The following is a 26,600-nucleotide window of genomic DNA, read 5'->3' as shown; positions in this document are numbered from 1 at the left end:
ATGAGCGCGCAGTGTAGCGCGCGTGGCGCGCGGGCCGCAAGCGAGCGGCCCGACGCACCGTCGCTTGCGCGCCACGCGCGAGGGTCGCGTTACTGCACGGCGACGGTCGTGAAGTTCTGCCGCCCGAACGGGCTCACGTGATAGCCGCTCACGTTCGTGCGCGTGAGCGCAGCCGCGGTCGGATAGCCGAGCGGAATCCACAGCGCCTGGTCGTGGATGATCTTCTGCGCCGCTTCGTACAGCTTCGCGCGCTTGGCCTGGTCGGCGGTCGACTTGCCGTCGGCGATCAGCTTATCGAGCTGCGCGTCGCAGAAGCGCGCGAAGTTGATGCCCGATTTCACCGCGTTGCAGCTGAACAGCGGCGACAGGTAGTTGTCCGGATCGCCGTTGTCGCCGGCCCAGCCCATGAACAGCATGTCATGCTGGCCGAGCTTCGCCTGCTTGATCAGCTCGCCCCATTCGATCACCTTGACCTCGGCCTTCACGCCGATCTTCGCGAGGTCGGCCTGCAGCAGCTCCGCGCCGACCTTCGGATTCGGGTTCAGCACGCTGCCGGTCGGGCGCGTCCAGATCGTCGTCGAGAAGCCGTTCGGGAAGCCGGCTTGTGCGAGCAGCTGCTTCGCTTTCGCGGGATCGTACGCATACGGCGCGACGTCCTTCGCGTAGCTCCACGTGTTCGGCGGATACGGGTTGTTCGCGGCCGTCGCGGTGTTGTCGAACACGACCTTCAGGTAGGTCGCGCGGTCGAACGCGAGGTTCAGCGCTTCGCGCACCTTGTCGTTGTCGAGCGGCTTCTTCTGCGTGTTCAGCGCGACGAACGCGGTCATGAACGCGGGCGTCTGCACGACCTTCAGCGCGCTTTCGCCCTTCGCCGCGAGCACGTCCTGCGGTTTCGGCGACAGCGCGATCTGGCATTCGCCGGCCTTCACTTTCTGCAGGCGCACCGACGGGTCGGGCGTGATCGCATAGATCAGCCGGTCGACCTTCGGCTTCGTGCCCCAGTAGGTCGGGTTCACGTCGTAGCGGATCAGCGCGTCCTTCGTGTAGCTCTTCAGCACGAACGGGCCCGTGCCGACCGGCTTCGCGTTCAGGTCGGCCTGCTTGCCGGCCTTCAGCAGCTGGTCCGCGTATTCGGCCGAGTAGATCGACGCGAAGCCCATCGTCAGGATCGGCACGAAGGTCGCGTTCGGCTCGTTCAGCACGAACTTCACGGTGCTGTCGTCGACCTTCGTGACCGACTTCACGAGCTTCACGAGGCCCATCGACTGCGCGTGCGGGAAACCGCTCGCGCCGGCCACCTTGTGCCACGGGTTCGCATCGTCGAGCATCCGGCTGAACGTGAACACGACGTCGTCCGCGTTGAGCGCTCGGGTCGGCTTGAAGTATTCGGTGGTCTGGAACGCGACGTTCGGGCGCAGGTGGAACGTGTAGGTGAGGCCGTCGGCGCTCGCGTCCCATTTGTCGGCGAGCGCGGGCGCGACTTTCTTCGCGGCTTCGTCGTACGACACGAGCGTGTTGAAGATCACGTCGGCCGATGCGTTGGTCGTGACGAGCGAGTTGTACTGCACGACGTCGAAGCCGTCCGGGCTCGATTCCGTGCAGACGGTGAGCGGCTTGGCGGCGACGAGGCCGGGGACGGCGAGGGCGGCGGCGAGCGCGGCCGCGGCGAACAGCTTGACCTGCATAGGATCTCCCACGTGGATTGTGTTTTTTGCTGGGTGACGGGATGCGGGCGCGGCCCGGAAGCGGACAGGGCCGGCGCGGCTGGCGAATAGCATACCGTCAAAGCGCGCGACGCGTGAAAAAAGGCGCCTGAACGCGGCGAATTGACCGAAAAACGGCTGCGTTCGCGACGGAACGGGTGTTGGGGCGACGGGCGGGGCGGAGGAGGCTGCGGACGGCGGAGAGCTGGCGCTGGGCAAGCAGGACGGCGGCGCGTCGAGGACGGCGCGGGAGCGGTGCGGGTGTGTCGCGAATCGAAGCGTCGAAGCGGCCAGGCGTCGGTGCTGTGAAGCGGTGATGCGGAGAGACGGAGAGACGGAGAGACGGAGAGACGGAGAGACGGAGAGACGGAGAGACGGAGAGACGGAGAGACGGAGAGACGGAGAGACGGAGAGACGGAGAGACGGAGAGACGGAGAGACGGCCCGCGAAGCTTCGCGGACCGGCGGCTCGCTGGCGCGTCAGTGTGCGCCGGCCTTCGGCTTGCGCGGTGCCTTTTCGAACAGTCGGTCGTACAGCCAGCGCGGCAGCACGTGCAGCACTTTCGCGACGACACCCATCTGCCACGGAATCACGCGGAACGCGCGCTGTCGCGCGATCGCCTGGGCCGCACGCGCGGCGAAGCGGTCGGCGTCCATCAGGAACGGCATCCGGTACGGGTTGTGCGCGGTCATCGGCGTGCGGATGTAGCCGGGCGCGATCGTCACGACGCCGACGCCGGCCGGCCGCAACTCGACGCGCAGCGCTTCGAGATATTTGATCGCTGCCGATTTCGACGCGCTGTACGCGCCGGAGCCGGGCAGGCCGCGCACGCCGGCGACGCTCGCGACACCGACCAGCGTGCCGTGGCGCGTGGCCGTCATCGGGCCGACGAACGGCTCGAACGTCGCGACCATCCCGTAGTAGTTGATGTCCATCACGTCGCGGAACGTCGCGAGATCGCCCTGGCCCGTGACGGCGCCCTGGCTGATGCCCGCGTTCGCGATCACGACGTCGGGGCAGCCGTGCGTCGCGATGAACGACGCGGCGGCCGTCGCGAGCGCGTCGGCATCGCGCACGTCGGCGGAATAGACGGAGATGGACAGCTTCGGGAAGCGCCGCGCGAACGCATCGAGGGCATCGGTGCGTCGCGCGACGAGTGCGAGCGTGGCGCCCTGGCGGGCGTATTCCTCGGCCATCGCGAGGCCGAGGCCGCTCGATGCGCCGGTGATGAAGACCTTCAGCGGAGTAGTCATGCCGGCGCGCGGGCGGGGATCAGAGCTTCTTGTCCTGAACCTGCTTCACGAGAAAGTCCAGCACCTGGGCGGTGCCCGGGATGCTGTTCGCGTAAGCGGGGCCCGTCTTGTACTTGCCCTGGACGACGACCGTCGGCACGCCGTCGATCGCGTAGTCCTTCAGCAGCTTGGCCGACTGGTTCACTTCGCCCTGCACGCTGAACGAGTTGTACGCGTCCATGAACTGCTTCTTGTCGACGCCCTGCGTGGCCAGGAAGTCGGCCTGCGCCTGCGGCGTCAGCAGGTAGTTCTTCTGCTTGTGGATCGCGTTGAAGATCGCCGGCGTGACCTTCTCGGAGATGCCGAGCGCGGACACCGCGTAGAACAGCTTCGAGTGCGGGACGAAATCGTCACGGAATGCGACCGGGACGCGCTTGAAGTCGATGTTGTTGCCTTGCTTTTTCACCCAGGCCTCGATCGTCGGCTCGAATTCGTAGCAGTGCGGGCAGCCGTACCAGAAGAACTCGATTACCTCGACCTTGCCGGCCGGCGCGGACACCGGCTGCGGCGACTTCATCACCTCGAAGTCCTTGCCGGCGACCGGCGCGGCGGGCGAAGCCTGCGCGAGACCGGCGGCCAGGCCCAGGGACAGAAGGAGCGTGCTAAGCAGTTTTTTCATGTTGTGAACGTCGAATCAGTTGCTCGGGTTACGGAACGTAACGGGTTCTGAGTGGGCTCGGCCGGTTGCTCACTGCTTCGTGAAACGGATCACCGCCGTGTCGACACCTGCATCGGACAGGCGCTGGCGGGCCGAGTTCATCTCCTCGAACTTCGAGAACGGGCCGACGCGTACGCGGAAATAGGTCACGCCGCTGACATCCCGCTTCGACACCTTCGACTCGAAGCCCTGAAAGCCGAGGCGCGCGCGCTGCTGCTCGGCGTCGCCTTCCGTCTTGTACGCGCCCACCTGCAGGAAGTAGCCGGTATTCGCATCGTTCGCGGTCGGCGGCTTCGCTGCCGCGGCGGCCGTGGCCGACGAGGTCGGCTTCGGCGTGTTCGCGGCCAGTTGCTGCTGTTGCTGCTTTTGCGCGGCGGCTTGCTGGGCCTGCTTCTGCGCGGCGAAGCGCGCGAGGTCGTCCTCGCCGCCGGACTGCTGCTGCGGGCGCTGTTGTTGCTGTTGCTGCTGCTGTTGCTGCGCTTGCTGCGTCTTCTTCGGCGGCGGCGTGGTGTCGGCCGGCTTCGGCGCGACGGCGACGCCGTTGCCCGACGACGGATTGTTCGACGCGGTCGTGCCGTTCGAGCTGCCGGTATTGTTCGAGCCGCTCGACCCGTTGGCCGACGGCGGCACTTCGACGATCTGCGGTTCGGGCAGCAGGCCGCCCTGGGTCTGGTTCGCGGCCTGGCCGGGCGCCGTGTTCGGCGGCGCGGGCTGCGCGGCCTGCGGCACCGGCTGGCCGGGCGTCTTGCCCTGCAGCGCGCGGTTCGGATCGAACTGCTGCGGCTGGCTCGCGCCGTTGTCGGCCGGCGGCGGCGCGACCTTCGACACGAACGGCGACGGGGAGCGCGTGATGTAGAGCGCCACCACCACGGCGATCGCGAGGCCGACGATCAGGCCCAGCACGATTCCAAGGAATGTCCCTCCGGCTTGTTTCGATTGCTTCGAAGTTCGGCGTGGTTGTGCCATTGCTTGAGTCACCTGCAAAAAGAATCTTGAAAAGGCCGCGACGGGCACCCGACGGCGGGCGCGCCTGCCGCAGCCATTCGCTGCCCGATTCGGGCCGCTTGCTGCGTTACATCTTGGCGGGCGCGGACACGCCGAGCACCGCCAGACCGTTCTCGAGCACCTGCCGGGTCGCGGCGAGGAGCGCGGCGCGCGCATTACGCGGTGCTTCGTCGTCGACCAGCACGCGCTCCGCATTGTAGAACGAGTGGAATTCGCCAGCGAGGTCGCGCAGGTAGAACGCGACCGCGTGCGGCGCCAGTTCGTTGGCCGCGTGCGTGAGCATGTCCGGGTACTCGGCCAGCTTCTGCATCAGCGACGCCGCTTGCGCGCTCGTCAGCTGCGACAGGTCGGCGCCCGGCAACTGCGCGACGTCGACGTTGTAGCGCGACTTCAGCTCGTTGAGCACCGAGCAGATCCGCGCGTGCGCGTACTGGACGTAATAGACCGGGTTTTCGTCGTTCTGTTTCAGCGCGAGGTCGATGTCGAATACAAACTCGGTATCGGCCTTGCGCGAGATCAGGAAGAAGCGCACCGCGTCACGGCCGCGCGTGATGGTCGCTTCGTCGATCAGGTCGGGCGCCGCTTCCTGGCCCGCCGCCGCGCCACCCGACCATTCGATCAGGTCGCGCACCGTCACGTAGCTGCCCGCGCGCTTCGAGATCTTCACTTCCTGGCCGTCACGCATCACGGTGACCATCTTGTGCAGCACGTAGTCGGGGTAGCCCTTCGGGATCCCGATGTGCAGCCCCTGCAGGCCCGCGCGCACGCGCGCGATCGTGCCGTGGTGGTCCGAACCCTGGATGTTGATCACCTTGGTGAAGCCGCGCTCCCACTTCGTCACGTGGTACGCGACGTCCGGCACGAAGTACGTGTACGTGCCGTCCGACTTGCGCATCACGCGATCCTTGTCGTCGCCTTCGTCGGTCGTGCGCAGCCACAGCGCGCCGTCCTGCTCGTAGGTCATGCCGGCCTTGATCAGCGCGTCGACCGTCTTCTCGACGCGACCTTCGCTGTACAGCGACGACTCGAGGTAGTACTGGTCGAACTTTACGCCGAACGCCTGCAGGTCCATGTCCTGCTCGCGACGCAGGTACGTGACCGCGAACTTGCGGATCGCGTCGAGATCCTCGACGTCGCCCGTGCCCTTGACCGGTTCGCCGTCCGACGCCGCGACCGTTTCGCCGTTCAGGAAGTCGCGTGCGATGTCGGCGATGTATTCGCCGTTGTACGCGGCTTCCGGCCAGCCCGCGTCGCCCGGCTTCAGGCCGCGTGCGCGCGCCTGCGTCGAGATCGCGAGGTTGCCGATCTGCACGCCCGCGTCGTTGTAGTAGAACTCGCGGTGCACCGCGTAGCCCTGGCTCGCGATCACGTTCGCGAGCACGTCGCCGAGCGCGGCCTGGCGGCCGTGGCCGACGTGCAGCGGGCCGGTCGGGTTGGCCGACACGAATTCGAGCAACACTTGCTTGCCTTTCTCGCGATCCGACGTGCCGAACGCGCGGCCCTGGTCGAACACGGCGGCGATCACCGCCTGCTTCGCGGCGGCCGACAGGCGCAGGTTGATGAAGCCGGGGCCGGCGATCTCGGCGGCTTCGACGAGGCCTTGCGCGCCCGGCTGGGCGGTGAGGGCGGCGACGATCTGCTCGGCGAGCTGGCGCGGGTTCGTGCCGAGCGGCTTCGCGAGCTGCATCGCGACGTTGCACGCGACGTCGCCGTGCGCGGCGACCTTCGGGCGCTCCAGCGTGATGGCGGGGGCGACGAACGCGGCGTCGGCGCCTTTCAGCGCGTGTGCGACCTGCTTGACGCTATCCGCGAGCAGGGCTTCGAGGGTCTGTTTGTGTGCTGGCAGCATGCTGGTAGAAGGCTTCGTTGGTGGCGGCCGGAAACGCCGGCCCGCCGGCACGCTTTTTAAGCGCGCGTTTCAGGGATCGCAGAATTTTAACAGGTGCTAATATGCCGCTCAGGCGGCCCGTGTCCGCGAGGCCGGACGCCGGTCTGCCGGCGTTCCCCAACCGCGCTGCGCAGGCACAACAAGATGAAAAGGGAATTGTCATGATTACGTTCAAGAGCAAGGCGGCACAGGATCTCGACGTGCTGAAGGATTTCGCCGTGTATGTGCTGGGTCTCGTCGGCAAGCAGCTGGGCGAGCGCGGTGTGATTACGCACGACGAGCTGGACCACGCGATCGCCAAGCTGGAAGGCGCGGTCGCGCAGGCGAAGCAGGAACGCGCCGAGCATGCCGGCCATTTCCACGAGGACGAAGCCGACCACTCGCACCACGAAGTGCCGCCGAGCCTGGCACAGCGCGTCGCGCCGTTCCTCACGATGCTGCGCGAAGCGAAGGCCGGCCAGGCCGACGTGCACTGGGGTTTCTGAGCTTCCTTGCCCGGCAGTACGAAAGGTTAGTAAGACAAGAAAAAGCCCGCTTCCGAGCGGGCTTTTATTTTGTCTGATGAAAATGGGGTGATCAGAGCTGCGGTGCGAGCGCGCGGCGCGCGTCGTCGAGCGACAGCGCCATGCGCTGCGCGTAGTCCTCGAGCTGATCCTGCCCGATTTTACCGACCGAGAAGTAGGTGCTGTCCGGATGCGCGAGATAGAAGCCCGACACGCTCGCAGCCGGCAGCATCGCCAGCGAGTCGGTCACGCTCATGCCGATCTCGTCCGCGCGCAGCACGTCGAACATGTCGCGCTTCACGAGGTGGTCGGGGCAGGCCGGGTAGCCGGGTGCCGGGCGGATACCCGCGTACTTTTCCGCGATCAGCGCTTCGTTGTCGAGCGTTTCACCGCTCGCGTAGCCCCACAGCTCGCGCCGTACGCGGGCGTGCATCGCTTCCGCGAAGGCTTCCGCGAAGCGGTCGGCGAGCGCCTTCAGCATGATCGCGCTGTAGTCGTCGTGGTCGGCTTCGAACTGCTTTTCCTTCACGTCGACGCCGAGGCCGGCCGTTACCGCGAACATCCCGATGTAGTCGGCGACGCCCGATTCCTTCGGTGCGATGAAGTCGGCGAGCGAGCGGTTCGGCCGCATCACGCCGTCGACCACCGGGCGCACGCTCTGCTGGCGCAGGTTGCGCCACGTGAGCAGCACTTCCGAGCGCGACTCGTCGCTGTAGATCTCGATGTCGTCGTCGTTGACGGTATTCGCCGGCAGCAGCGAGAGCACGCCGCTCGCGGTCAGCCAGCGGCCCTGAATCAGGCGCGCGAGCATCGATTTCGCGTCGGAGAACACGCGGCGCGCCGATTCGCCGACGATCTCGTCGTTCAGGATCGCCGGGTACGGGCCCGCGAGGTCCCAGGTCTGGAAGAACGGGCCCCAGTCGATGTACTGCGCGAGCTCGTTCAGGTCGTAGTTCTTGAACACGCGGCGGCCGATGAACTTCGGCTTCACCGGCTGGTAGCCCGCCCAGTCGACCTTGGTCTTGTTCGCGCGCGCGTCGGCGAGCGTGACCATCGGCTGCGCCTTGCGGTTCGCGTGCTGGTCGCGGATCCGTTCGTAGTCGGACTTCAGCTCGTCGAGGTACTTCGTCGCGCCTTCGTCGGACAGCAGGCTCGACGCGACCGACACCGAGCGCGACGCGTCCGGCACGTAGACCACCGGGCCTTCGTAGTGCGGCGCGATCTTCACGGCCGTGTGCACGCGCGACGTCGTGGCGCCGCCGATCAGCAGCGGGATCTTCTTCACGCGGAAGTAGTCGTCGCGCTGCATTTCGGACGCGACGTAGGCCATTTCCTCGAGGCTCGGCGTGATGAGGCCCGACAGCCCGATGATGTCCGCGCCCTCGACCTTCGCCTTCGCGAGGATCTCGTTACACGGGACCATCACGCCCATGTTGACGACTTCGAAGTTGTTGCACTGGAGCACGACCGACACGATGTTCTTGCCGATGTCGTGCACGTCGCCCTTCACGGTCGCGATGACGATCTTGCCCTTCGCGCGCACGTCGCCGCCCGCTTCCGCGAGCAGGCGTTTTTCTTCCTCGATGAACGGGATCAGGTGTGCGACCGCCTGCTTCATCACGCGCGCCGACTTCACCACCTGCGGCAGGAACATCTTGCCCTGGCCGAACAGGTCGCCGACGATGTTCATCCCGTCCATCAGCGGCCCTTCGATCACGTTGATCGGTCGGCCACCGGCCGCGGCGATCTTCGCACGCACTTCTTCGGTATCTTCGACGATGAAGTTCGTGATGCCGTGCACCAGCGCATGCGAGAGCCGCTTCTCGACCGGCTGGTTGCGCCACTCGAGGTTCTCTTCCTTTTTCGCACCCCCTGCCTTGAACTTGTCGGCGATCTCGAGCAGGCGGTCGGTCGAATCGTCGCGGCGGTTCAGGATCACGTCCTCGACGCGCTCGCGCAGCTCCGGATCGAGGTCGGCATACACGCCGAGCTGGCCCGCGTTGACGATGCCCATGTCCATCCCCGCCTGGATCGCGTGGTACAGGAACACGGTGTGGATCGCCTCGCGCACCGGGTCGTTGCCGCGGAACGAGAACGACACGTTCGACACGCCGCCGCTGATCTTCGCGTGCGGCAGGTTCTGCTTGATCCAGCGGGTCGCCTCGATGAAATCGACCGCGTAGTTGTTGTGCTCCTCGATGCCGGTCGCGACCGCGAAGATGTTCGGGTCGAAGATGATGTCTTCCGGCGGGAAACCGACTTCGTTCACGAGGAAGTTGTACGAGCGCGTGCAGATCTCGATCTTGCGCTCGTAGGTGTCGGCCTGGCCGGTCTCGTCGAACGCCATCACGACGGCCGCCGCGCCGTAGCGGCGGATCAGGTGCGCGTGGTGGCGGAACGCGTCCTCGCCTTCCTTCAGCGAGATCGAGTTGACGATCGCCTTGCCCTGCACGCACTTCAGGCCCGCCTCGATCACTTCCCACTTCGACGAGTCGATCATGATCGGCACGCGTGCGATGTCCGGCTCGGATGCGATGAGATTCAGGAAGCGCACCATCGCCGCCTTCGAATCGAGCATCGCCTCGTCCATGTTGATGTCGATCACCTGCGCGCCGTTCTCGACCTGCTGGCGCGCGACGGCGAGCGCCTCGTCGAACTGGCCGTTGAGGATCATGCGCGCGAACGCCTTCGAGCCGGTGACGTTGGTGCGTTCGCCGACGTTGATGAAGAGCGTCCCGGGCGTGACGTTGAACGGCTCGAGGCCGGCAAGGCGCATCATGTGATCGGTCATGGCGGTGCGAATTCTGGTGATGAAGGGCGTGGGCGGTCGGGTCAGGCGTTGTCGCTGTACTGGTTCGGCCAGCGGCGCGGCTTCACGTCGGCGAGCGCCTTCGCGATCTCGGCGATGTGTTCGGGCGTCGTGCCGCAGCAGCCGCCCGCGAGGTTCACGAGCCCGGCTTGCGCGAATTCCTTCAGCAGGCCCGACGTGACGTCCGGCGTTTCGTCGAAGCCCGTCTCGGCCATCGGGTTCGGCAGGCCCGCGTTCGGGTAGCACGACACGTAGGTGTCGCACAGCTTCGCGAGCTCGGCGATGTACGGGCGCATCAGCGCCGCGCCGAGCGCGCAGTTCAGGCCGAACGTGAGCGGCTTCGCGTGGCGCAGCGAATTCCAGAACGCCTCGACCGTCTGGCCCGACAGGATCCGGCCCGACGCATCGGTGACGGTGCCCGAGATCATGATCGGCAGGCGCTCGCCGGTGTCCTCGAACAGCTCGTCGAGCGCGAACAGCGCAGCCTTCGCATTCAGCGTGTCGAAGATCGTCTCGACGAGGAACAGGTCGACGCCGCCATCGAGCAGCGCCTTCGCCTGCTGGTAGTACGACGTGCGCAGCTCGTCGAACGTGACGTTGCGTGCGCCGGGATCGTTGACGTCCGGCGAGATGCTCGCTGTCTTCGGCGTCGGTCCGATCGCGCCCGCGACGAAGCGCGGCTTGTCCGGCGTCGCGTATTTCTCGGCCGCTTCGCGTGCGAGCTTTGCCGATTCGATGTTCATCTCGACGACGAGATCTTCCATCTCGTAGTCGGACTGCGCGACGGTCGTCGCGCCGAACGTGTTGGTCTCGACGATGTCGGCGCCGGCCGCGAAGTACTGGTCGTGGATCTCGCGGATGATCTGCGGCTGCGTGATCGACAGCAGTTCGTTGTTGCCCTTGATGTCGCGCGCGAAATCCTTGAAGCGCTCGCCACGATACGCGGCTTCGTCGAGCTTGTAGCGCTGGATCATCGTGCCCATCGCGCCGTCGAGGATCAGGATGCGCGATGTCAGCAGCGCGGGCAGAGCGGCGCCGCGCGTGTAGGGCGCGTCGAGCGGGACGGAAGCGGCGAGAGGAGTCGCAGACATGGGCGAAGGACCGGCGAAGACGGGAAAACCGTCATTGTAGCCGGTGCGCCTGGGGCCCGCCCGGCCTGGCGCCGCGCCGGTGGGCCGCCAAATGAAAACCCCCGCGCGGCGAACCGGGCGGGGGCATGATCGGAGTGCTCGCGGCGCCGCGTCGTTGCGCGGCGAATGGCCCGGCCGCGCGAGGCGCCGGGCCGCGGGTCGTCAGTGCAGCACGACGGGCATCATCATCAGGCTGTCGAATTGTCCGAGGAATTCGTCGACTTCGTCGAGCGACGGTTCATCCTCGATCAACTGCTTCACGTGCGCGCGGAATCGTTCGGCAAGTTCGCCGTCGATGAAGATTTCGCGCTGCGCGTTCTTGTCGACGATTTCATATCCGCCGGCATTCATCAGGTGGTGGCCGGCCTGCGGCGCGAATTCGACGACGCAGTAGTTGGGGCTGTTGTAGATCATTTGCATGGCGGCACTCCTCTTCGCAGTGGCATCTGGCCTTGTTGTCCCCTAGGTGGGGCGAGCCTTGCCGGTTTCAAGGGGCTTGCGCTGCACACCCCGTTCCCGTCTGCATGGGGTGTATCGGTTAGAAGCCGATGTCTATGAAACGTTTCCTATTGTCGGCCGGTGGACTGAAATAGTTGTTAAAGAGTGTCATCGGCGATTTCAAGGAAATCTGTAATCGGTCGAAATTGCCGAGTCGCGCGTGAGTTCACTGTGTGACAGGTGATGTGACAGGCGATGACGCGGGCGGTGCAGCCGGTTGTGCCGGCGGTTGCACGGTGTCGGGCAGCGCGGGTTGTGCCGGTGCCGCGGCCGGTGCGGCCGATGCATCGGGCGTCGGTGCACCGCCGGGCGCATGCGTGGCGCCGTCTGCGGATTCCGCATCGGACGGCGCGCCCGGCGCCGCGAGCCGGCCATGCCACAACAGCTCGATCTGCGCGCCGTTCGGTTCGGTCTGCACGAGCCGCGCGGGCAGCCAGCCGAGCGACGGCGCGAGCCACATGTCGATCCGGCGCGTGTCGCCGTCGCGTCGAGGCAGGCGCATGAAGTGCCGCGCGTTGATGATGCCGGTCTGCGTCTGCACCTGCTCGTCGCCGATCACGGTGATCGGCCAGGTCTCGCCGCTGTTGTTGTCGATCACGAAGAACTGCTGCGTGACGCCCGGCTTGTATGCGGCGGGATTGCCGCGCACGAGCCCCGACAGTTGCATCAGCATGCTGAAGCGGTCTTGCACGCCGTCGGGCAGCGGCGCATTGTTCGGCGTGCGCGTGAACACGACCTGCCGGATCTCGCGGTTGAAGATCGCGATGTCTTCCGGCCGCTTGCCGCGCTTCTCGACGTAGCGGTCGGGCGCGACGCCGAACGCGTCGATGCGGCCTTCGCTGCGATAGGTGAACGGGCCGACGAACGGCACGGGCATCGACACCGACAGGTCGTAGGTACGCCCGTCGGTGCGCCAGCGGATCGTGCCGATCATGTTCTGCATGCCGTTGTAGAACGTGTCGTACTGCAGGTCGCCGGAGGGCGGTGCGGTGAACTTCACGCCTTGTGTCGCGGGGCCCGGCGTCGCGGCGCTGGCGGCGCCGGCGGCCGACGCGGCATGCGCGCCCGACGCGCCCGGCACGCCACTCGCTGCGGACGCGGCGGCCGGCGGCTCGCCGTGTTCGGCCGTTTGCGTCGACGTGAGGACCGGCTCCGGCGCCGGCGCGGGTTTCGGTGCGGCGGCCTTCGGGGCAGCCGGTGCGGGCGCGGCCGGCTGCTCGACCGGCTTCGGCGCAGGCGGTGCGGGCTGGCGCTCGATCGGTTGCGGTTTCAGCAGCTCGATCTGCACGGGGACCTCGGCGGGCTCGGGCGGCGTGAACGCGTCGCGGTTGCGCATCAGCCAGAACGCGGCGAGCGCGTGCAGCACCAGCACGACGACGAGCGCAATGCCCACCCGCAGCCAGTGGCGGGGCAAGGCGTGACTCGGACGGAGGTCGGCAGGCTGCATGGGCATCGGAACAGGATCGGGGCGCTCGCGTGACGTCGGGCGCGCAGCGCGCGCCACAGGAATCGGACTGTCGAATGCGTCGCGCGTTCGCGCTGCGTGACGGGGCGGGTACCGCGTGCGTCAGGCGTCGCGCGCGTCGGGACTATAGCCGAGTTCGTAAGACAGTTTCTGCGCGCAAGCGCGCAGCGCCGTGTCGATCTCGCCGCCCCACGCAATGTCGAACGAGCCTTCCTGGCCGAGCGCGACGATCGCGAGCGCGAGTTCGCCGACCGCATCGAACACGGGCATGCAGAACGCGTGGATCGTCGGCAGCAGCATCCCCTCGACGCGCGCGGCTTCGTGCCGGCGCACGTCGGCGAGCACCGCGTCGACCTCGTCGAGCGTGCGCGGGCCGCCGTGGTGCGGCGAGCGGCGCGTATCGGCAAGTTCGCGCTCGAGCATCGCGGCGGTCTTGCTGCGCGGCAGGTACGCGGCGAACAGCAGCCCCGTTGCGGAGCCGAGCAGCGGCATCACGTCGCCGAGCTTCAGCGATGCCTTCGCCGGGTGGCTCGATTCCATCCAGTGCACGATCGTCGGCCCCTGGTTGCCCCATACGGCGATACCGACCGTCTGGTCGAGGCGGTCGCGGAATTCGGTCAGCGCGATCCGCGCGAGCTTCACGCCGTCGACGCGCGCGAGCCGCGCGAGCCCCATCTGCAGCGCGAAGCCGCCGAGCTCGTAGCGGCCCGAGACGGGATCCTGCGACACCACGCCGAGCCGCGAGAAGCTGACGAGGTAGCGGTGCGCCTTCGCAGGACTCATGCCCGCGCGCTGCGCGAGGTCGCGCAGCATCATCGCGCGCGGCTCGCTCGTCAGCACGTCGAGCAGGCGGAAGCCGACCTCGATCGACTGGATGCCGGAACGGACCTTCTCGCCGTGCTCGCCGGAAGCGGCGTCGTCGGTGTCGGAGTCGGCAAGATCGTCGTCGGGAAGCGGGCTGGCAGGCATGGGCGGCAGGTGCGCGAAAAGGCGGCAGGAATCGAGCTAAAAAAACCGGGCCGAAAAATCGGGGTGAAAACGGCGCGCACAATCGCGACGCGCCGCAGGGATTCACCATCGTAAAATAGATTCCCTCCATCGTCACTACAACGGCAGAGTCCCCCTTATGAAACTTGCTTCGCTGAAGGACGGCACGCGCGACGGCCAGCTGATCGTCGTGTCGCGCGACCTGCATACCGCGGCAATCGCCGACGCGATCGCGCCGACGCTGCAGCGCGTCCTCGACGACTGGGCGTTCTACGCGCCGCAGCTGCGCGACCTGTACGACGCGCTGAACCACGGCCGCGCGCGCAATTCATTCGCGTTCGATCCGGCCAACTGCATGGCGCCGCTGCCGCGCGCGTTCCAGTGGGCCGACGGCTCCGCGTACGTGAACCACGTCGAACTCGTGCGCCGCGCGCGCGGCGCGGAGATGCCGCCCGAATTCTGGACCGACCCGCTGATGTACCAGGGCGGCAGCGACGATTTCCTTGGAGCCCGCGACGACGTCGTGTGCCCGTCCGAGGAATGGGGCATCGATTTCGAGGCGGAAGTCGCGGTGATCACCGGCGACGTGCGGATGAGCGCGACGCCCGACGAAGCGCTGAAGGCCGTGCGGCTCGTCACGCTGGTGAACGACGTGTCGCTGCGCAACCTGATTCCGGCCGAGCTCGCGAAGGGCTTCGGCTTCTTCCAGAGCAAGCCGGCCACCGCGTTCGCGCCGGTCGCCGTGACGCCCGACGAGCTCGGCGACGAATGGCGCGAAGGCCGCGTGCACCGGCCGATGATCGTCCACTGGAACGGCAAGAAGGTCGGCCAGCCCGATGCGGGCACCGACATGGTGTTTCACTTCGGCCAGCTGGTCGCGCACGCGGCGAAGACGCGCAACCTGCGCGCCGGCTCGATCGTCGGTTCGGGCACGGTGTCGAACAAGGACGCGAAGCGCGGCTATTGCTGCATCGCCGAGAAGCGCTGCCTCGAGACGATCGAGCACGGCGCGCCGCAGACCGAGTTCATGCGCTACGGCGATACCGTGCGCATCGAGATGTTCGACACGGCCGGCAAGTCGATCTTCGGTGCGATCGAGCAGTCGGTCGCGCCGCCCGACGGCGCGGCGTAAGCCACGCGGCGCACGCAGCGCTCCGCGCCCGCGAAACCCGGCTTCGGCCCGCGCGCCGGGTTTCGCCTGATGTTTGCCCGCGCGGGCTTGGCTACACTCGATTCAGGGGTTCGAGAACCTCGAGCAAGGAGCAGCGCATGGCCAATCTCGCCGCGTACGGCGGTTACGAAGCACTGAAGGTGACGCGCCGCGACCATGGCGTGCTCGACATCGTGATGAGCGGCGAGGGCGCGAACCGCAGCGGCCTCGCGACCGCGACCGCACGCATGCATCGCGAGCTCGCCGACATCTGGCGCGACGTCGACCGCGATCCCGACACGCGCGTCGCGGTGATCCGCGGCGAAGGCAAGGGCTTCTCGGCGGGCGGCGATCTCGCGCTCGTCGAGGACATGGCGAACGACTTCGACGTGCGCGCCCGCGTGTGGCGCGAGGCGCGCGACCTCGTCTACAACGTGATCAACTGCAGCAAGCCGATCGTGTCGGCGATGCACGGGCCGGCCGTCGGGGCGGGGCTCGTCGCCGGACTGCTCGCCGACATCTCGATCGCCGCGAAGGATGCGCGCATCATCGACGGCCACACGCGGCTCGGCGTCGCGGCCGGCGACCACGCGGCGATCGTGTGGCCGCTGCTGTGCGGGATGGCGAAGGCGAAGTACTACCTGCTGCTGTGCGAGCCGGTGAGCGGCGAGGAGGCCGAGCGGATCGGGCTGGTCTCGCTCGCGGTGGATCCGGCCGACCTGCTGCCGAAGGCCTACGAAGTGGCCGAGCGGCTCGCGCACGGTTCGCAGTCGGCGATCCGCTGGACCAAGTACGCATTGAACAACTGGCTGCGCACGGCCGGGCCGACCTTCGATACGTCGCTTGCGCTCGAATTCATGGGTTTTTCCGGGCCCGACGTGCAGGAAGGGATCCGCTCGCTGCGCGAGCGGCGCCCGCCCGAGTTTCCCGGCGACGCGCCGTTCTGACACGCGCTGGCGCTATGATCGATCCAGGCGCGGCTCGCGCGACGCATGGCGGCCGCCTCGCTCTCACCCAGTCAACCAGGATGCCCGTATGACGACCGATGCCTCCGGCTCCAACCCTTTCGCCGGCTTTGCCGGCTTCAAGCCCGCCGACATGATGGACCGCATGTGGGACATGATGCGGATGTCTCCGTTCGGCGGGATGACGTCGTTTCCGGGCGCCACGCAAGGGCTGCCGCCGTCGCTGTCGAGCATGTCCGACATGATGGCGCCGCTCACGAGCGTCGAGGAACTCGACAAGCGGATCACCGATCTGCGCGCCGTCGAGCAGTGGCTGAAGCTCAATCTCGGGATGCTGCAGTCCGCGATCCAGGCGCTCGAGGTGCAGCGCGCGACGCTCGCGACGCTGCGCGCTTTTGGCGCGTTCGCGCAAAGCTCGATGTCGGCGGCCGAGGAAGCGGCTGTCGCGGCCGCGCATGCGGCGAAACACGCGTCGCCGGCGCCGGATGCCGATGCTGCGGCGTCCGCCGCGGATGCATCGGCGGGCGACGCCGCGCAGCAGGCCTTCGATCCTTCCGGCTGGTGGAACCTGCTGCAGTCGCAGTTCAACCAGCTCGCGAGCCTCGCGATGGCGCAGCCGGGCATGCAGCCCGCCGCGCCGGGCGATGCGCCGCAGGCCGCGGCCGCACAGCCGGGGCAAGCTGCGCCGGAGCAGGCCGCGAAGCCGGCGCCGGCTGCCGCCGCGCCGCGCAAGCCCGCGGCGAAGCGCGCAAAGCCGGCCGGAGCGGCCGGTTCGGCCGCGGCGCGCGCGGCAGCCGCTTCGTCGCCCGAAACCCGTCCGCCGAAGCGCTCGACGTGACGCGGCGCAGGTAGCAGGTCGATCATGCGGCTCGCGCTCGTTCTGATGGGAGGCGGCGCACGTGCCGCCTATCAGGTCGGCGTGCTGAAGGCGCTGGCCGAGATCGCGCGCGAGGCCGATCCGCAGCGGCACACGCTGCCGTTCGCGGTCGTGTGCGGCTCGTCGGCCGGCGCGATCAACGCGACGTCGATCGCGAGCCACGCGGACGACTTTTCCCACGGCGTGCGGCGCCTGCTCGAATTCTGGGAGCCGTTGCGCGCCGACTACGTGTATCGCACCGACTGGCTCGGCATCGCGGCCGCCGGCGCGCGCTGGCTCGCGGCGATGACCTTCGGCTGGGCGGCCCGCCGTTCGCCGCGCGGGTTGCTCGACAACGCGCCGCTCGCCCACCTGCTGCAGCGCGAGCTGAGTTTCCACCGGATCGAGCAGATGCTCGAGGCGCGCCTGCTGCACGCGCTCGCGGTGACGGCGCTCAGCTATTCGAGCGGGCGGCACCTCACGTTCTACCAGGCGGCCGAGCCGATCCAGGCGTGGCGGCGCGCGCAGCGCACCGCGCGGCTCGTCGACTTGTCGGCGTCGCACCTGCTCGCGTCGTCGGCGATTCCTTTCGTGTTCCCGGCCGTGCCGCTGGTGCTCGACGGGCAGATCGAATACTTCGGCGACGGGTCGATCCGGCAGATCGCGCCGCTGTCGCCGGCGATTCACTTCGGCGCGGACCGGATCGTCGTGGTCGGCGCGGCCGACCCGCGGCCCGAGATCCCGGCCGCGAACGGCGCCGGGCTGGTACGTGGCTACCCGACGCTCGCGCAGATCGGCCAGCAGGTGCTCGCGAGCGTGTTCCTCGACTCGATCGGCTCGGACATCGAGCGCATCGAGCACATCAACCGGATGATCGAGCACCTGCCGCACCAGGTCGAGGTGGACAGCGGCTGGCGGCACGTCGACGTGCTCGCGATCGCGCCGTCCGAGCGGATCGAGCTGATCGCGGCGAAGCACCTGAAGCAGATGCCGGCGACGATGCGCGGGCTGCTCGGCGCGATCGGCGGCAGCCAGCCGGCCGGCGCGTCGTTCGCGAGCTACCTGCTGTTCGAGGAGGCGTTCACGCGCGAACTGATCGAGCTCGGCTACCGCGACGGGCGCGCGCAGCGCGACACGCTGGCCGGCTGGATTGCACTGGCGGATGGCGGCAGCGCGCCGGCCGCCGGCATGCCGCCGGAAGACGGCCTCGCGACCGGCGAAATGCGGGTCTGATTCGGACAGGGCAATGTAAGGTTGCGTTTTCGCGACGGTCGGCCGCGACAGATCGCCGCACTGCGGTTGGCGGCGCACGACCGGGCAGGCGTCTCGGAACCGTCATGCACGCGTGATATCATGGCCGCCGCCGTATACACCATATCGAGCAGCCCGCCGATCCGGCATCCGCACGGGACCTTTCGGGGAACCCGCCTGGGGCAGGGGACGGGCGCGCCAACGAGCCGGCCAGCGCCGGCCCCCACTCAGGCAAGCGTGCAGTCGGTTCCGTTCGTGCGGAGCGTGGCTGCGGCATGCCGCAACGGCGGCGACGCGGCCGCCCGGCTGCCGGACGAGCAATCGGCGTCCGGCCGGTCGGTTTCACGCGTAAAATCACAGTCTTGGCCGCAAAAAGCGCGCTTGGCGCGCCTTTGCGGCAACAGTCACGTTTAGAGAAGTCGCATTGCGCAGAACAGGGGTGGGACCATCATGAACACGATGCTTTATCCGGAACTTTACCGATCGCTCGAAGCCGTCCGCTGGGACATGGAGAAGGACATTCCGTGGGACAAGTTCGACGCTTCGCTGCTCACCGACGAGCAGGCGAAGACGATCAAGATGAACGCGATCACCGAATGGTCGGCGCTGCCCGCGACGGAGATGTTCCTGCGCGACAACCAGCACGACAGCGACTTTTCCGCGTTCATGAGCGTGTGGTTCTTCGAGGAACAGAAGCATTCGCTCGTGCTGATGGAATACCTGCGCCGCTTCCGGCCGGAGATGGTGCCGACCGAAGAGGAGCTGCACGCGGTGCGCTTCGAATTCGATCCGGCGCCGCCGCTCGAGACGCTGATGCTGCACTTCTGCGGCGAGATCCGCCTGAACCACTGGTACCGCTGCGCGGCCGACTGGCACACCGAGCCGGTCATCAAGCAGATCTACGAAACGATCTCGCGCGATGAAGCACGCCACGGCGGCGCATACCTGCGCTACATGAAGAAGGCGCTGAACAACTGCGGCGACGTCGCACGTGCCGCGTTCGCGAAGATCGGCGTGCTGATGGCGTCGGCGCGCCGCACCGAGAAGCCGCTGCACCCGACCAACCTGCACGTGAACCAGGCGCTGTTCCCGCGCGACACCGTGCAGTCGCGCCTGCCCGATCCGGAATGGCTCGAGCGCTGGCTCGACGAGCAGATCCGTTTCGACGGCGAATGGGAAAAGAAGGTCATCGAGCGGATCCTGCACAACCTGTCGATCCTGTTCGAGCGCACGTTCGCGACCGCGCAGGAGCTGAACCGCTACCGCAAGGAAGTCACCGGCCGCCTGCAGGCCGAAAGCGGCCCGTCGTCGGCCGCGCAACCGGCCTGAGGCCGGCTGGCGCGCCGGGGCCGGCCTGATTCACGATTCACGCCGGCCGCGCGCGCCGCTTCGCCGCTGCCCCATGAAGCCCGCTCGGCGCGCCCGGCGGGCTTTTTCGTTTCCGGCGCCACGGCTCCACGTCGCCGTACGCACTGCTCATTCGATCCGACCTTCATCATGTCCGCCACTTTCGAACGCAAGCTGATCACCCGCGACGCCCTCGTCGCCCTGCGCGCCACGCTGCCGTCGCCCGTCGTGTTCACCAACGGCGTGTTCGACATCCTGCATCGCGGCCACGTCACCTATCTCGCCGACGCGAAAGCGCTCGGCGCATGCCTGATCGTCGGCGTGAACAGCGACGCGTCGGTACGCATGCTCGGCAAGGGCGACGACCGGCCGATCAATCGCGAGGACGACCGCGCGGCGCTGCTCGCGGCGCTGGAAAGCGTCGACTGGGTCGTGAAATTCGAGGAAAAGACGCCCGTGTCGCTGATCGAGGCCGTCCGTCCGGACATTCTCGTGAAGGGCGGCGACTACGACATGGATGCGTTGCCGGAATCGGCGCTGGTGCGCGGCTGGGGCGGCCGGGCGCTGGCGATTCCGTTCGAGCACGACCGCTCGACCACCGCGTTGCTGAAGAAGGTGCGCGCGCAGCAGTCCTGAGCGCGGCCCGGCGCCGTCAGGGCGCGGACGCCGCGAGCGGTTCGGCCGTGACGGCCGGCGGCGCGATCGGGCCGCCGATGACGGGCTGGTCGGTGGCCTGCGCGAGCGGCGTCACGCGCAGCGCATCGGGCCGCACCTGCCGCGCCAGCACGCCGGGTTCGCGCGGGCCGGCCGCCGGCAGCGGCCCGAACACGCCGCGTGCCACCACGAACGCGAGCATGTTGGCGAGAAAGAGAACAGCGATCAGCCAGCGCAGCATCGTCGACACTCCTCGTCGTCATTGACGTGGTTCACGTCATTGAATCGGGCCGGCCGCATGGCCGGCTGTCTCATTCCTTCCGTTGACCGTGCGCGCGTGCTGCCGTCGTGGTGCCGCCCGACTTTCACCGTCATCGTGACGCAGGCCCGCCCGGGCTTGCGTTACCGTGCGCCGGCGCGATGCCGGCGCCGTTCCGTCACTCCTGCGCCGCCGTTGCGGTTGCCGCTTCCGCAGCAATCAGCGCGAGCCCGGACAGGATCAGTGCATCGTGCCGCGTATGCGGAACCGTCAGCGCACGCGCGACGTCGTCCGCCGCGCCGCCGGCCAGCACGAGCCGCACGGGCGCCTTCCATGCAGCCACGAGATCGCGCCACGCGCGTTCGATCAGCCCGGCCTGCGCGTACAGGCAGCCGGCCGACAGCGAGCGCGGCGTATCGACCTGGAACGGTTCTGCCTGCGCACCCGCGAGCAATCCGCTTGCGATGTCGGTGGTCAGCGTCGGCAACTGCGCGGTGTGCGTGCCGAGCGCGCGCATCATCAGCGCCCAGCCCGGCGCGATCAGCCCGCCCGTGAAGCGGCCGTCCGTGCGCAGCGCCTCGAGCGTCGTCGCGGTACCGAACGTCGCGATCAGCAGGTGCTCGCCCGGAAACGCCGCGTGCGCGCCGATCAGGCCGGCCCAGCGGTCGCTGCCGAGCTGGTCGGGCGTCGTATAGCCGTTCGTCACGCCGCATTGCGTCTGGCGCGAGCGTATCGTCGTGCGCGGCAGGCCCGGCCAGCGCGCGTCGAGCAGCGCGTCGAGCCGGGCGGCCACGTCGGCGCCCGCGACGTTCGAGATCCACGCGCCGCGCGGACGCGGCAGGTTCGACCAGTCGGGATCGGCGCCGCCGTCGCGCGCATGGCCGAATGCGCCTGTCTCGACGAGCGAGCGCTGCGCATCGGCGAGCGCCCACTTGATCCGGCTGTTGCCGGCGTCGATCAGCAGGTGCGGCTCGCTCATTGCGCTTCGCGCAGCGACACGTCGCCGGCGGCGATCGCCTGCATGCCGTCCGGCGTGTCGAGCAGCAGCTGGCCGGTCGCATCGATGCCCGTCGCGATACCGCGCACGCGTTCGACGCCTTGTTCGAGCAGGACGACTTCGCGCCCCGCGTACGCGTGCAGCGCGTGCCAGCGCGGCAGGAACGGCGCGAGCCCTTCGGCGCCGAACTGCGCGAGCGCAGGCGTGAGCGCGTTCAGCGACGCGGCGAGCGTATCGGTGAGGTTGGCCGACGCGCACGCGATCGACAGCGCAGCGGGCGGCAGCCCGCTCGCGAGTGTCGCTTCGCGCGCACGCAGCGCGTCGACCTGCGCGGCGACGGCTTCCGCGCCGCGCACGTTGATGCCGAAGCCGATCACGACGGCGGTGGCGTCGGCGCTGGTCCACGCGGTTTCGATCAGGATCCCGGCGAGCTTGCCGACGATGCGTGGCGTGCCGTCGTCGGTGGCCGTCAGCAGCAGGTCGTTCGGCCATTTGAGCGCGACGCGCGTATGGGCGTCGAGCGGCAGCGCGGCCAGCCCTTCGGCGAGCGCAACGCCGATCGCGATGCTGAGGCCGCCGAGTGCTTCGACGGGGCGCGGCACGATGCAGCCGACCGAGCACAGCAGCGCGTTGCCGGGCTGCGCGAACCACGGGCGGCCCTGCCGGCCGCGGCCGGCCGTCTGCTCGAACGCGACGCGCACGAGCGGCGCGGGCAGCGCGTTCGCGGTGCGCGGCAGCGCCTTGAGCCGGGTGGCGACGTCGGCGTTGGTCGAGCCGGTGGCAGCGACGATGTCGAGCGGCCACGCACGCGGCGCGGCGTCCAGGTGCGCCTCGAGCCGGTTGCGCGCGATGTGCGCGTCGCCGGAATCGGGCGTGTCGGAGGAGGTGGGGGCGTTCATGGCGCCTATTGTAGCGACAGGGGGCGCTGGCGCGCGTCGGGCGACGCGCGCGACTGGCAGGGCGGCACGTGGCCGCCTGCACGCGAGCGGCGCCGCAGCGCCGCGCGACTCAATGCTTTTCCATCCGCTCCAGGGCCTTGATGTCCTCCTCGGACGTCATTTCGCAGGCCAGCAGCGTCTTGCCCTTCAGCGCCGGGCCCTGGCGGGCCGACACGAGAATCAGTGCACCGCCCGGGCCGCGGACCGTCAGCCTGCGCGAATAGCCGACGGACGACGCGCCCAGCAGGTGGCCCTTCTCGAGGGTGAGCTGGTAGCGTTTCGCGAGCTGGTCGGCAACCTCGCCGTCCACGAGCACACCGATGCCGGTACTGACGAACACGACCTGCTGCGTCGTGAAGCCGTCGCGGTGGATCGGCTCCGGCAGGCGATAGACCGCGGCACCCAGCATCGACTCGTCCGGTTTCGGATCGGCTGCCTTGGCGGTGTTGTAGATCGAGTCCATCAGGTCCGCCGTGAACGGCGGCTTGCAAAGCGCGGCGTTGAAGATGTCGGGCTGGGCGGGCGGCGCGGCGCGTGCGGTGAGCGGTGCGCCGGCAATGACAAGGGCGACGGCGCCGACGGCAGCGGCACCAAGCCTGGAAAGGCGATGGGACATGGATGCAGTTCTCTCAGGTTTTATTGTGAGGCTGCATGTTAATGCATTGCCGCGTGCCGAACGATCGACGTGGAGCAGCCGGATGGCGGCAATGCAACAGGCGCGTGCGCCCGCGCCCCGCGATCGATTCCGTTGCCGGGTGATCGATGCGCGGGGCGTCGGGGCATGCGTGTCATGCAGCCGGTGCGTGCGCGTGCGTGCGGACGAACCGTTACGGCGCGACGACCGGGTGCTTCAGCGCATGCGCGGTCTCGATCCACTGCGCGTGGAATTCGTCCGCGTCGGGCTTGAGCCCGAGCTCGCCGTTGCGATAGGCCATCGCGAGCGTCTGCACGGCTTCCGGCAGCTCGTGCTCGGCGGCGCGGCGATACAGCGCCAGCGCACGTGCCTCGTCGCGCGGCACGCCGCTGCCTTCGCGGTATGCGTTTGCGAGCATGAAGTCCGCGGCCGGGATGTCCGCGCGCGACGCGATCTCGAACCAGTGCGCGGCCTGCACCGGATCGGCGGCGATGCCGTAGCCGCTGCGATAGATCAGCCCGAGGTAATACGCGGCGGCCGCGTCGCCCTGCGCGGCCGCTTCGCCGAGCAAGGTACGGGCGCGTGCGTAGTCCTTCGGCATGTCGCTGCTGCCGAGCAGCAACGCCTTGCCGAGCGCGAGCTGCGCCCGTCGGGCAGCCGGCGCGTCGGCCTTGCTGTCTGCCGTCGCGGCCGTTTCCAGCCAGCCGCGCCCCTCGTCGCGCAGCCCCGGTTCGCGCGCGTCGACGAGCGCAATGCCGAGCGCTGCCTGCGCGTCGCCCGAGCCGCGCCGCGCCAGCGTGCGCAACTGCGCGAGCGCGTGCGGCTCGGTGGCCTGCGTGACCATCGCCTGCCACTCGTCGAGCTGCGCGCCGCTCGGCGCGGGGCCGGCCCCGCGCAGGCCGGTCGTCGCGACGACGGCCGCGACGGTCACGGCCGCCGCCGCGAGCAGCGCGGCCGGCGGGAGTTTCGCGCGCAGCAGGCGCCGCGCGGCAGCGGCGAGGCCGGTTTCGGCCGGCCGCATCGTCCGGATCGGTTGCATCGCGGGTCTCATTGGGTGAGGTCGATTTCGTAGGTGGCGAGGTTCTTGCCCGAGCCGTCGTCGGCCACGACCTGCGTGATGCCGGTCAGGCCGGCTGCCGCCGCGTCGCCGAGGCGGTTCGGCGCGGACGCGAACTGCACGTGCGCGACTGAGCTCGCGAGCTTCGTGAAGCGCCAGCTGCGCTGCGCGCCGTCGGCCGCGCGCGTGATCTTGCCGCGCTGCTTCACGAACGCGATCAGCACGTCACGGTTCGCATCGGGCGACGCGAAGATCGTCTTGCTGCCGTCGAGGCCCGGGAAGTTGCCGCCGCCGCTCGCGCGGTAGTTGTTGGTCGCGACGATGAACTGCGCGTTCGGGTCGATCGGCGCGCCCTTGTACGTCAGGTTCTTGATCCGGCTGCCGACCGCTTGCGTGACGTCGATTTCATAAGCGAGATCGGCCGACGTGAACATGTCGAAGTTGTAGCCGGGGAACGTGCTGACGAGCGGCTGCACGGTCGACTTGGTCGGGTCGATGCGGTTGAAGCGCTTTGCAGCGGTTTCGAGCCAGTTCTTCACGTCGGCGCCGCTCACCTTCACCGCGTACACGGTGTTCGGATACAGGTACAGGTCGGCCGCGTTGTTGATCGCGAGCGCGCCCGGCGCGACGTCGGTGTAGTCGGTGCCGCCGCCGAAGCCGCTCTTGAACGGTGCGCTGACCGACAGAACCGGCAGCGACGCGTATTGCGGCAGGTTCGCCTGCACGTAGGTCTTCACGTAGTCGGCCTGCGCCTCGTTGACGATCTGGATCGCGCCCGGGTCGCCGACATCGGCGAAGTACGAGTTCATCCGATAGTCGGTCGAGCCGATCGGCGTCTTCACGTAGTCGATCGTCGCCTGGTGCTCGGCGGCGATCGCGGCGGACACGGTCGGATCGGCCGCGACGTAGCTCTTGTCGGCGTTCTGGATCGGCCGCGCCTCGACGGTCGTCAGCGACTTGTCGACGCCCCACGCCTTGCCGTCGAACTTCAGGCCGAGCTTGATCACGCCGAGGTGCTTGCCCCAGTAGTTGGCCATCACGGTCGGCACGCCGTTGACCGTGCCCTTGACCTTGTCGACGCCCGGCAGATTGAACTGCGACACGGTGCTGTTCGCGTCCGGGAACACCTGGTGCGAGTGGCCGATCAGCATCGCGTCGATGCCCGGCACCTTCGATAGCCACCAGCTGCCGTTCTCCATCGTCGGCGAATACGCGGAATTGTCGAGGCCGCCGTGCGAGATCGCGACGATCAGATCGGCGCCCTTCGCGCGCATCTCGGGGATGTATTTCTCCGCGGCTTCCTTCAGGCCGGTCGTGTAGACCTTGCCGTCGAGCCAGCGCTTGTCCCAGTTCATGATCGCGGGCGGCGTGAAGCCGATGATGCCGATCTTCACGGGCGCGCTGACCGTCTTGCCGTCCGGCGTGGTCGCGGTCACGGTGCGGGTCAGGATCGTGTACGGCGTGAACAGCGGCGCGTTGGTCTTCGCGCTGATCACGTTCGCGAGCACCTGCGGGAAGTTCGGGCCCGCGCACTTCTTCTGCTGGGCCGGCGCCGGCAGGCCGTCGACCTCGAACGTGTTGCCGGTCACCTGCGACAGGTACGGCAGCCCGTAGTTGAATTCGTGGTTGCCGATCCCGCCGCCATCGAATTTCGCGGCGTTCATCACCTTGTAGATCGCGAGCGTCTGGTCGCAGCCGATCGGCTTCACGAGCGCCTGGTAGTCCGACAGCGCGGTGCCCTGGATCGTGTCGCCGTTATCGAGCAGCAGCGTGTTCGGATACTGCGTGCGCGCCTGCGCGATCAGCGTCGACACGCGCTCGAAGCCGAGCGAGTTGTCGGCGGCGAGCTTGAAATAGTCATACGACAGCACGTTGGTGTGCAGGTCGGTCGTCTCCAGCAGGGCGAGCGTGGCCGTCGTGCCGACGGGCGCCTGGGCCGCCGGCGGTGTCACCGGCGGCGAAGTGACGTCGTCGCCGCCGCAGGCGGCGAGGATGAAGGCGAGGCTGGCGAGCGCGGCGATGGCCGGCACGCGACGGCGGGAAAGCAGGGGGAGACGCATCGGTTGTCCTGTTCGGTGTTCTGTTTTTGAAATGCGAGTACGCAACGAATGGCGGCGCGGGGCGCCGACGGCCTGATGTGCGGCGCGTGAGAGTATCGAAAGGAAACGTGACGGAAGAATGAAAGGTGGTGAAGCCGGCAACGGGCAGGGGGCGGCGGCTGCCACGCGCACCTCGGGCGGGCGCTCCCGGCCAGGCGTCTCCAGCTAGGGCCTGTTCACGCTAATAACGGGCTTGCGAACGTGCCTTTCCGCTCGCAGTGCAAGAAGTGAGGAGCGCCGTTTGGCCGTGCCAAACAAGCGACGAACGACGCCGCAATGCGGGCGGAAAGGCACGTTCCCCTGTTCGGGAGAATTCATTCGTGGGGCTGGCCACCAGAAGGGCCGATCGCCGCGTCATGCTCCTCGCGAATACGTCGAGTATTCGCTTCGTCGCAATCCTTGCGCTCGGCCCTTCTGGTGGCCAGCGCAAGCCCGTTATTAGCGTGAACAGGCCC

General features: G+C 68.2%; 23 protein-coding genes. 7 read left to right on the top strand and 16 right to left on the bottom strand.

The window, feature by feature from the left end:
* Positions 1 to 89: 89 nt before the first annotated feature.
* The 5 genes from QZM67_RS38120 to argS form a co-directional block, all read right to left on the bottom strand.
* Positions 90 to 1,685 carry an ABC transporter substrate-binding protein gene (locus QZM67_RS38120; RefSeq protein ID WP_301811278.1) on the bottom strand — a complete coding sequence of 532 codons (1,596 nt, stop codon included), beginning with the start codon at positions 1,683 to 1,685 and terminating at the stop codon, positions 90 to 92.
* 497 nt (positions 1,686 to 2,182) lie between these two features.
* Complete coding sequence (locus QZM67_RS38115) at positions 2,183 to 2,956, bottom strand: SDR family oxidoreductase (RefSeq protein ID WP_043187101.1); 774 nt, start codon at positions 2,954 to 2,956, stop codon at positions 2,183 to 2,185.
* 19 nt (positions 2,957 to 2,975) lie between these two features.
* Positions 2,976 to 3,614 (bottom strand): thiol:disulfide interchange protein DsbA/DsbL, encoded by a 639-nt coding sequence (locus QZM67_RS38110; RefSeq protein ID WP_011353364.1) that lies wholly within the window; start codon positions 3,612 to 3,614, stop codon positions 2,976 to 2,978.
* 69 nt (positions 3,615 to 3,683) lie between these two features.
* Positions 3,684 to 4,619, bottom strand: coding sequence for an SPOR domain-containing protein (locus tag QZM67_RS38105; RefSeq protein WP_043187103.1), 936 nt, complete (start codon positions 4,617 to 4,619; stop codon positions 3,684 to 3,686).
* 106 nt (positions 4,620 to 4,725) lie between these two features.
* Positions 4,726 to 6,507: an arginine--tRNA ligase gene (argS, locus tag QZM67_RS38100; RefSeq protein WP_174961707.1), complete on the bottom strand. Its 1,782-nt coding sequence runs from the start codon at positions 6,505 to 6,507 to the stop codon at positions 4,726 to 4,728.
* 200 nt (positions 6,508 to 6,707) lie between these two features.
* Between argS and QZM67_RS38095 the strand changes: the two genes are divergently transcribed.
* Positions 6,708 to 7,031, top strand: a complete 324-nt coding sequence (locus tag QZM67_RS38095; protein ID WP_043187107.1) for a DUF1840 domain-containing protein — start codon at positions 6,708 to 6,710, stop codon at positions 7,029 to 7,031.
* Between the two features lie 91 nt (positions 7,032 to 7,122).
* On the opposite strand, the gene metH is transcribed toward QZM67_RS38095, so the two are convergent.
* The 5 genes from metH to QZM67_RS38070 all read right to left on the bottom strand — a co-directional run bounded on the left by metH (position 7,123) and on the right by QZM67_RS38070 (position 13,920).
* Positions 7,123 to 9,840 (bottom strand): methionine synthase, encoded by a 2,718-nt coding sequence (gene metH / locus QZM67_RS38090; protein ID WP_175026619.1) that lies wholly within the window; start codon positions 9,838 to 9,840, stop codon positions 7,123 to 7,125.
* 41 nt (positions 9,841 to 9,881) lie between these two features.
* Entirely contained in the window at positions 9,882 to 10,949 is a 1,068-nt protein-coding gene (locus QZM67_RS38085; RefSeq protein WP_175026618.1) for a homocysteine S-methyltransferase family protein, read from the bottom strand.
* Positions 10,950 to 11,150: 201 nt separating this feature from the next.
* Positions 11,151 to 11,408 (bottom strand): DUF3567 domain-containing protein, encoded by a 258-nt coding sequence (locus tag QZM67_RS38080; RefSeq protein WP_006477667.1) that lies wholly within the window; start codon positions 11,406 to 11,408, stop codon positions 11,151 to 11,153.
* A 244-nt stretch (positions 11,409 to 11,652) separates the two neighbouring features.
* Positions 11,653 to 12,939 (bottom strand): DUF3108 domain-containing protein, encoded by a 1,287-nt coding sequence (locus QZM67_RS38075; RefSeq protein WP_301811271.1) that lies wholly within the window; start codon positions 12,937 to 12,939, stop codon positions 11,653 to 11,655.
* Positions 12,940 to 13,053: 114 nt separating this feature from the next.
* Positions 13,054 to 13,920 carry an IclR family transcriptional regulator gene (locus QZM67_RS38070; protein WP_011353357.1) on the bottom strand — a complete coding sequence of 289 codons (867 nt, stop codon included), beginning with the start codon at positions 13,918 to 13,920 and terminating at the stop codon, positions 13,054 to 13,056.
* Between the two features lie 157 nt (positions 13,921 to 14,077).
* Between QZM67_RS38070 and QZM67_RS38065 the strand changes: the two genes are divergently transcribed.
* The 6 genes from QZM67_RS38065 (at position 14,078) to rfaE2 (ending at position 20,143) form a co-directional block, all read left to right on the top strand.
* The gene (locus tag QZM67_RS38065) at positions 14,078 to 15,070 is read left to right on the top strand and encodes a fumarylacetoacetate hydrolase family protein (protein WP_175026704.1); all 993 of its coding nucleotides are present in this window, start codon (positions 14,078 to 14,080) and stop codon (positions 15,068 to 15,070) included.
* Between the two features lie 137 nt (positions 15,071 to 15,207).
* Positions 15,208 to 16,035, top strand: coding sequence for an enoyl-CoA hydratase/isomerase family protein (locus QZM67_RS38060; protein ID WP_301811263.1), 828 nt, complete (start codon positions 15,208 to 15,210; stop codon positions 16,033 to 16,035).
* A gap of 88 nt (positions 16,036 to 16,123) precedes the next feature.
* Positions 16,124 to 16,891, top strand: a complete 768-nt coding sequence (locus tag QZM67_RS38055) for a PhaM family polyhydroxyalkanoate granule multifunctional regulatory protein (RefSeq protein ID WP_301811261.1) — start codon at positions 16,124 to 16,126, stop codon at positions 16,889 to 16,891.
* Between the two features lie 24 nt (positions 16,892 to 16,915).
* Positions 16,916 to 18,142: a patatin-like phospholipase family protein gene (locus tag QZM67_RS38050; RefSeq protein ID WP_043187122.1), complete on the top strand. Its 1,227-nt coding sequence runs from the start codon at positions 16,916 to 16,918 to the stop codon at positions 18,140 to 18,142.
* Positions 18,143 to 18,610: 468 nt separating this feature from the next.
* Positions 18,611 to 19,489, top strand: coding sequence for a diiron oxygenase (locus tag QZM67_RS38045; RefSeq protein WP_043187123.1), 879 nt, complete (start codon positions 18,611 to 18,613; stop codon positions 19,487 to 19,489).
* Positions 19,490 to 19,657: 168 nt separating this feature from the next.
* Positions 19,658 to 20,143 (top strand): D-glycero-beta-D-manno-heptose 1-phosphate adenylyltransferase, encoded by a 486-nt coding sequence (gene rfaE2 / locus QZM67_RS38040; RefSeq protein WP_043187125.1) that lies wholly within the window; start codon positions 19,658 to 19,660, stop codon positions 20,141 to 20,143.
* A 16-nt stretch (positions 20,144 to 20,159) separates the two neighbouring features.
* Here rfaE2 and QZM67_RS38035 read toward each other — a convergent pair whose 3' ends face one another.
* The 6 genes from QZM67_RS38035 to QZM67_RS38010 form a co-directional block, all read right to left on the bottom strand.
* Positions 20,160 to 20,402, bottom strand: coding sequence for a hypothetical protein (locus QZM67_RS38035; RefSeq protein WP_043187421.1), 243 nt, complete (start codon positions 20,400 to 20,402; stop codon positions 20,160 to 20,162).
* A gap of 196 nt (positions 20,403 to 20,598) precedes the next feature.
* The gene (locus tag QZM67_RS38030) at positions 20,599 to 21,399 is read right to left on the bottom strand and encodes a type III pantothenate kinase (protein WP_301811257.1); all 801 of its coding nucleotides are present in this window, start codon (positions 21,397 to 21,399) and stop codon (positions 20,599 to 20,601) included.
* Positions 21,396 to 22,316, bottom strand: a complete 921-nt coding sequence (locus QZM67_RS38025) for a biotin--[acetyl-CoA-carboxylase] ligase (RefSeq protein WP_043187128.1) — start codon at positions 22,314 to 22,316, stop codon at positions 21,396 to 21,398. The genes QZM67_RS38030 and QZM67_RS38025 overlap by 4 nt, the downstream gene beginning before the upstream one ends.
* A gap of 109 nt (positions 22,317 to 22,425) precedes the next feature.
* The gene (locus tag QZM67_RS38020; protein WP_301811255.1) at positions 22,426 to 22,971 is read right to left on the bottom strand and encodes a hypothetical protein; all 546 of its coding nucleotides are present in this window, start codon (positions 22,969 to 22,971) and stop codon (positions 22,426 to 22,428) included.
* A 211-nt stretch (positions 22,972 to 23,182) separates the two neighbouring features.
* A complete protein-coding gene (locus tag QZM67_RS38015) occupies positions 23,183 to 24,028 on the bottom strand; it encodes a tetratricopeptide repeat protein (RefSeq protein ID WP_301811252.1) in 846 nt (281 codons plus the stop codon).
* A gap of 8 nt (positions 24,029 to 24,036) precedes the next feature.
* Positions 24,037 to 26,106: a bifunctional 2',3'-cyclic-nucleotide 2'-phosphodiesterase/3'-nucleotidase gene (locus QZM67_RS38010; RefSeq protein ID WP_301811249.1), complete on the bottom strand. Its 2,070-nt coding sequence runs from the start codon at positions 26,104 to 26,106 to the stop codon at positions 24,037 to 24,039.
* Between the last annotated feature and the right edge of the window lie 494 nt (positions 26,107 to 26,600).

The sequence above is a fragment of the Burkholderia sp. AU45251 genome (assembly GCF_030482905.1).
In the GTDB taxonomy this organism is placed as follows: domain Bacteria; phylum Pseudomonadota; class Gammaproteobacteria; order Burkholderiales; family Burkholderiaceae; genus Burkholderia; species Burkholderia aenigmatica.
This window is presented reverse-complemented; position numbering and strand designations above follow the sequence as displayed.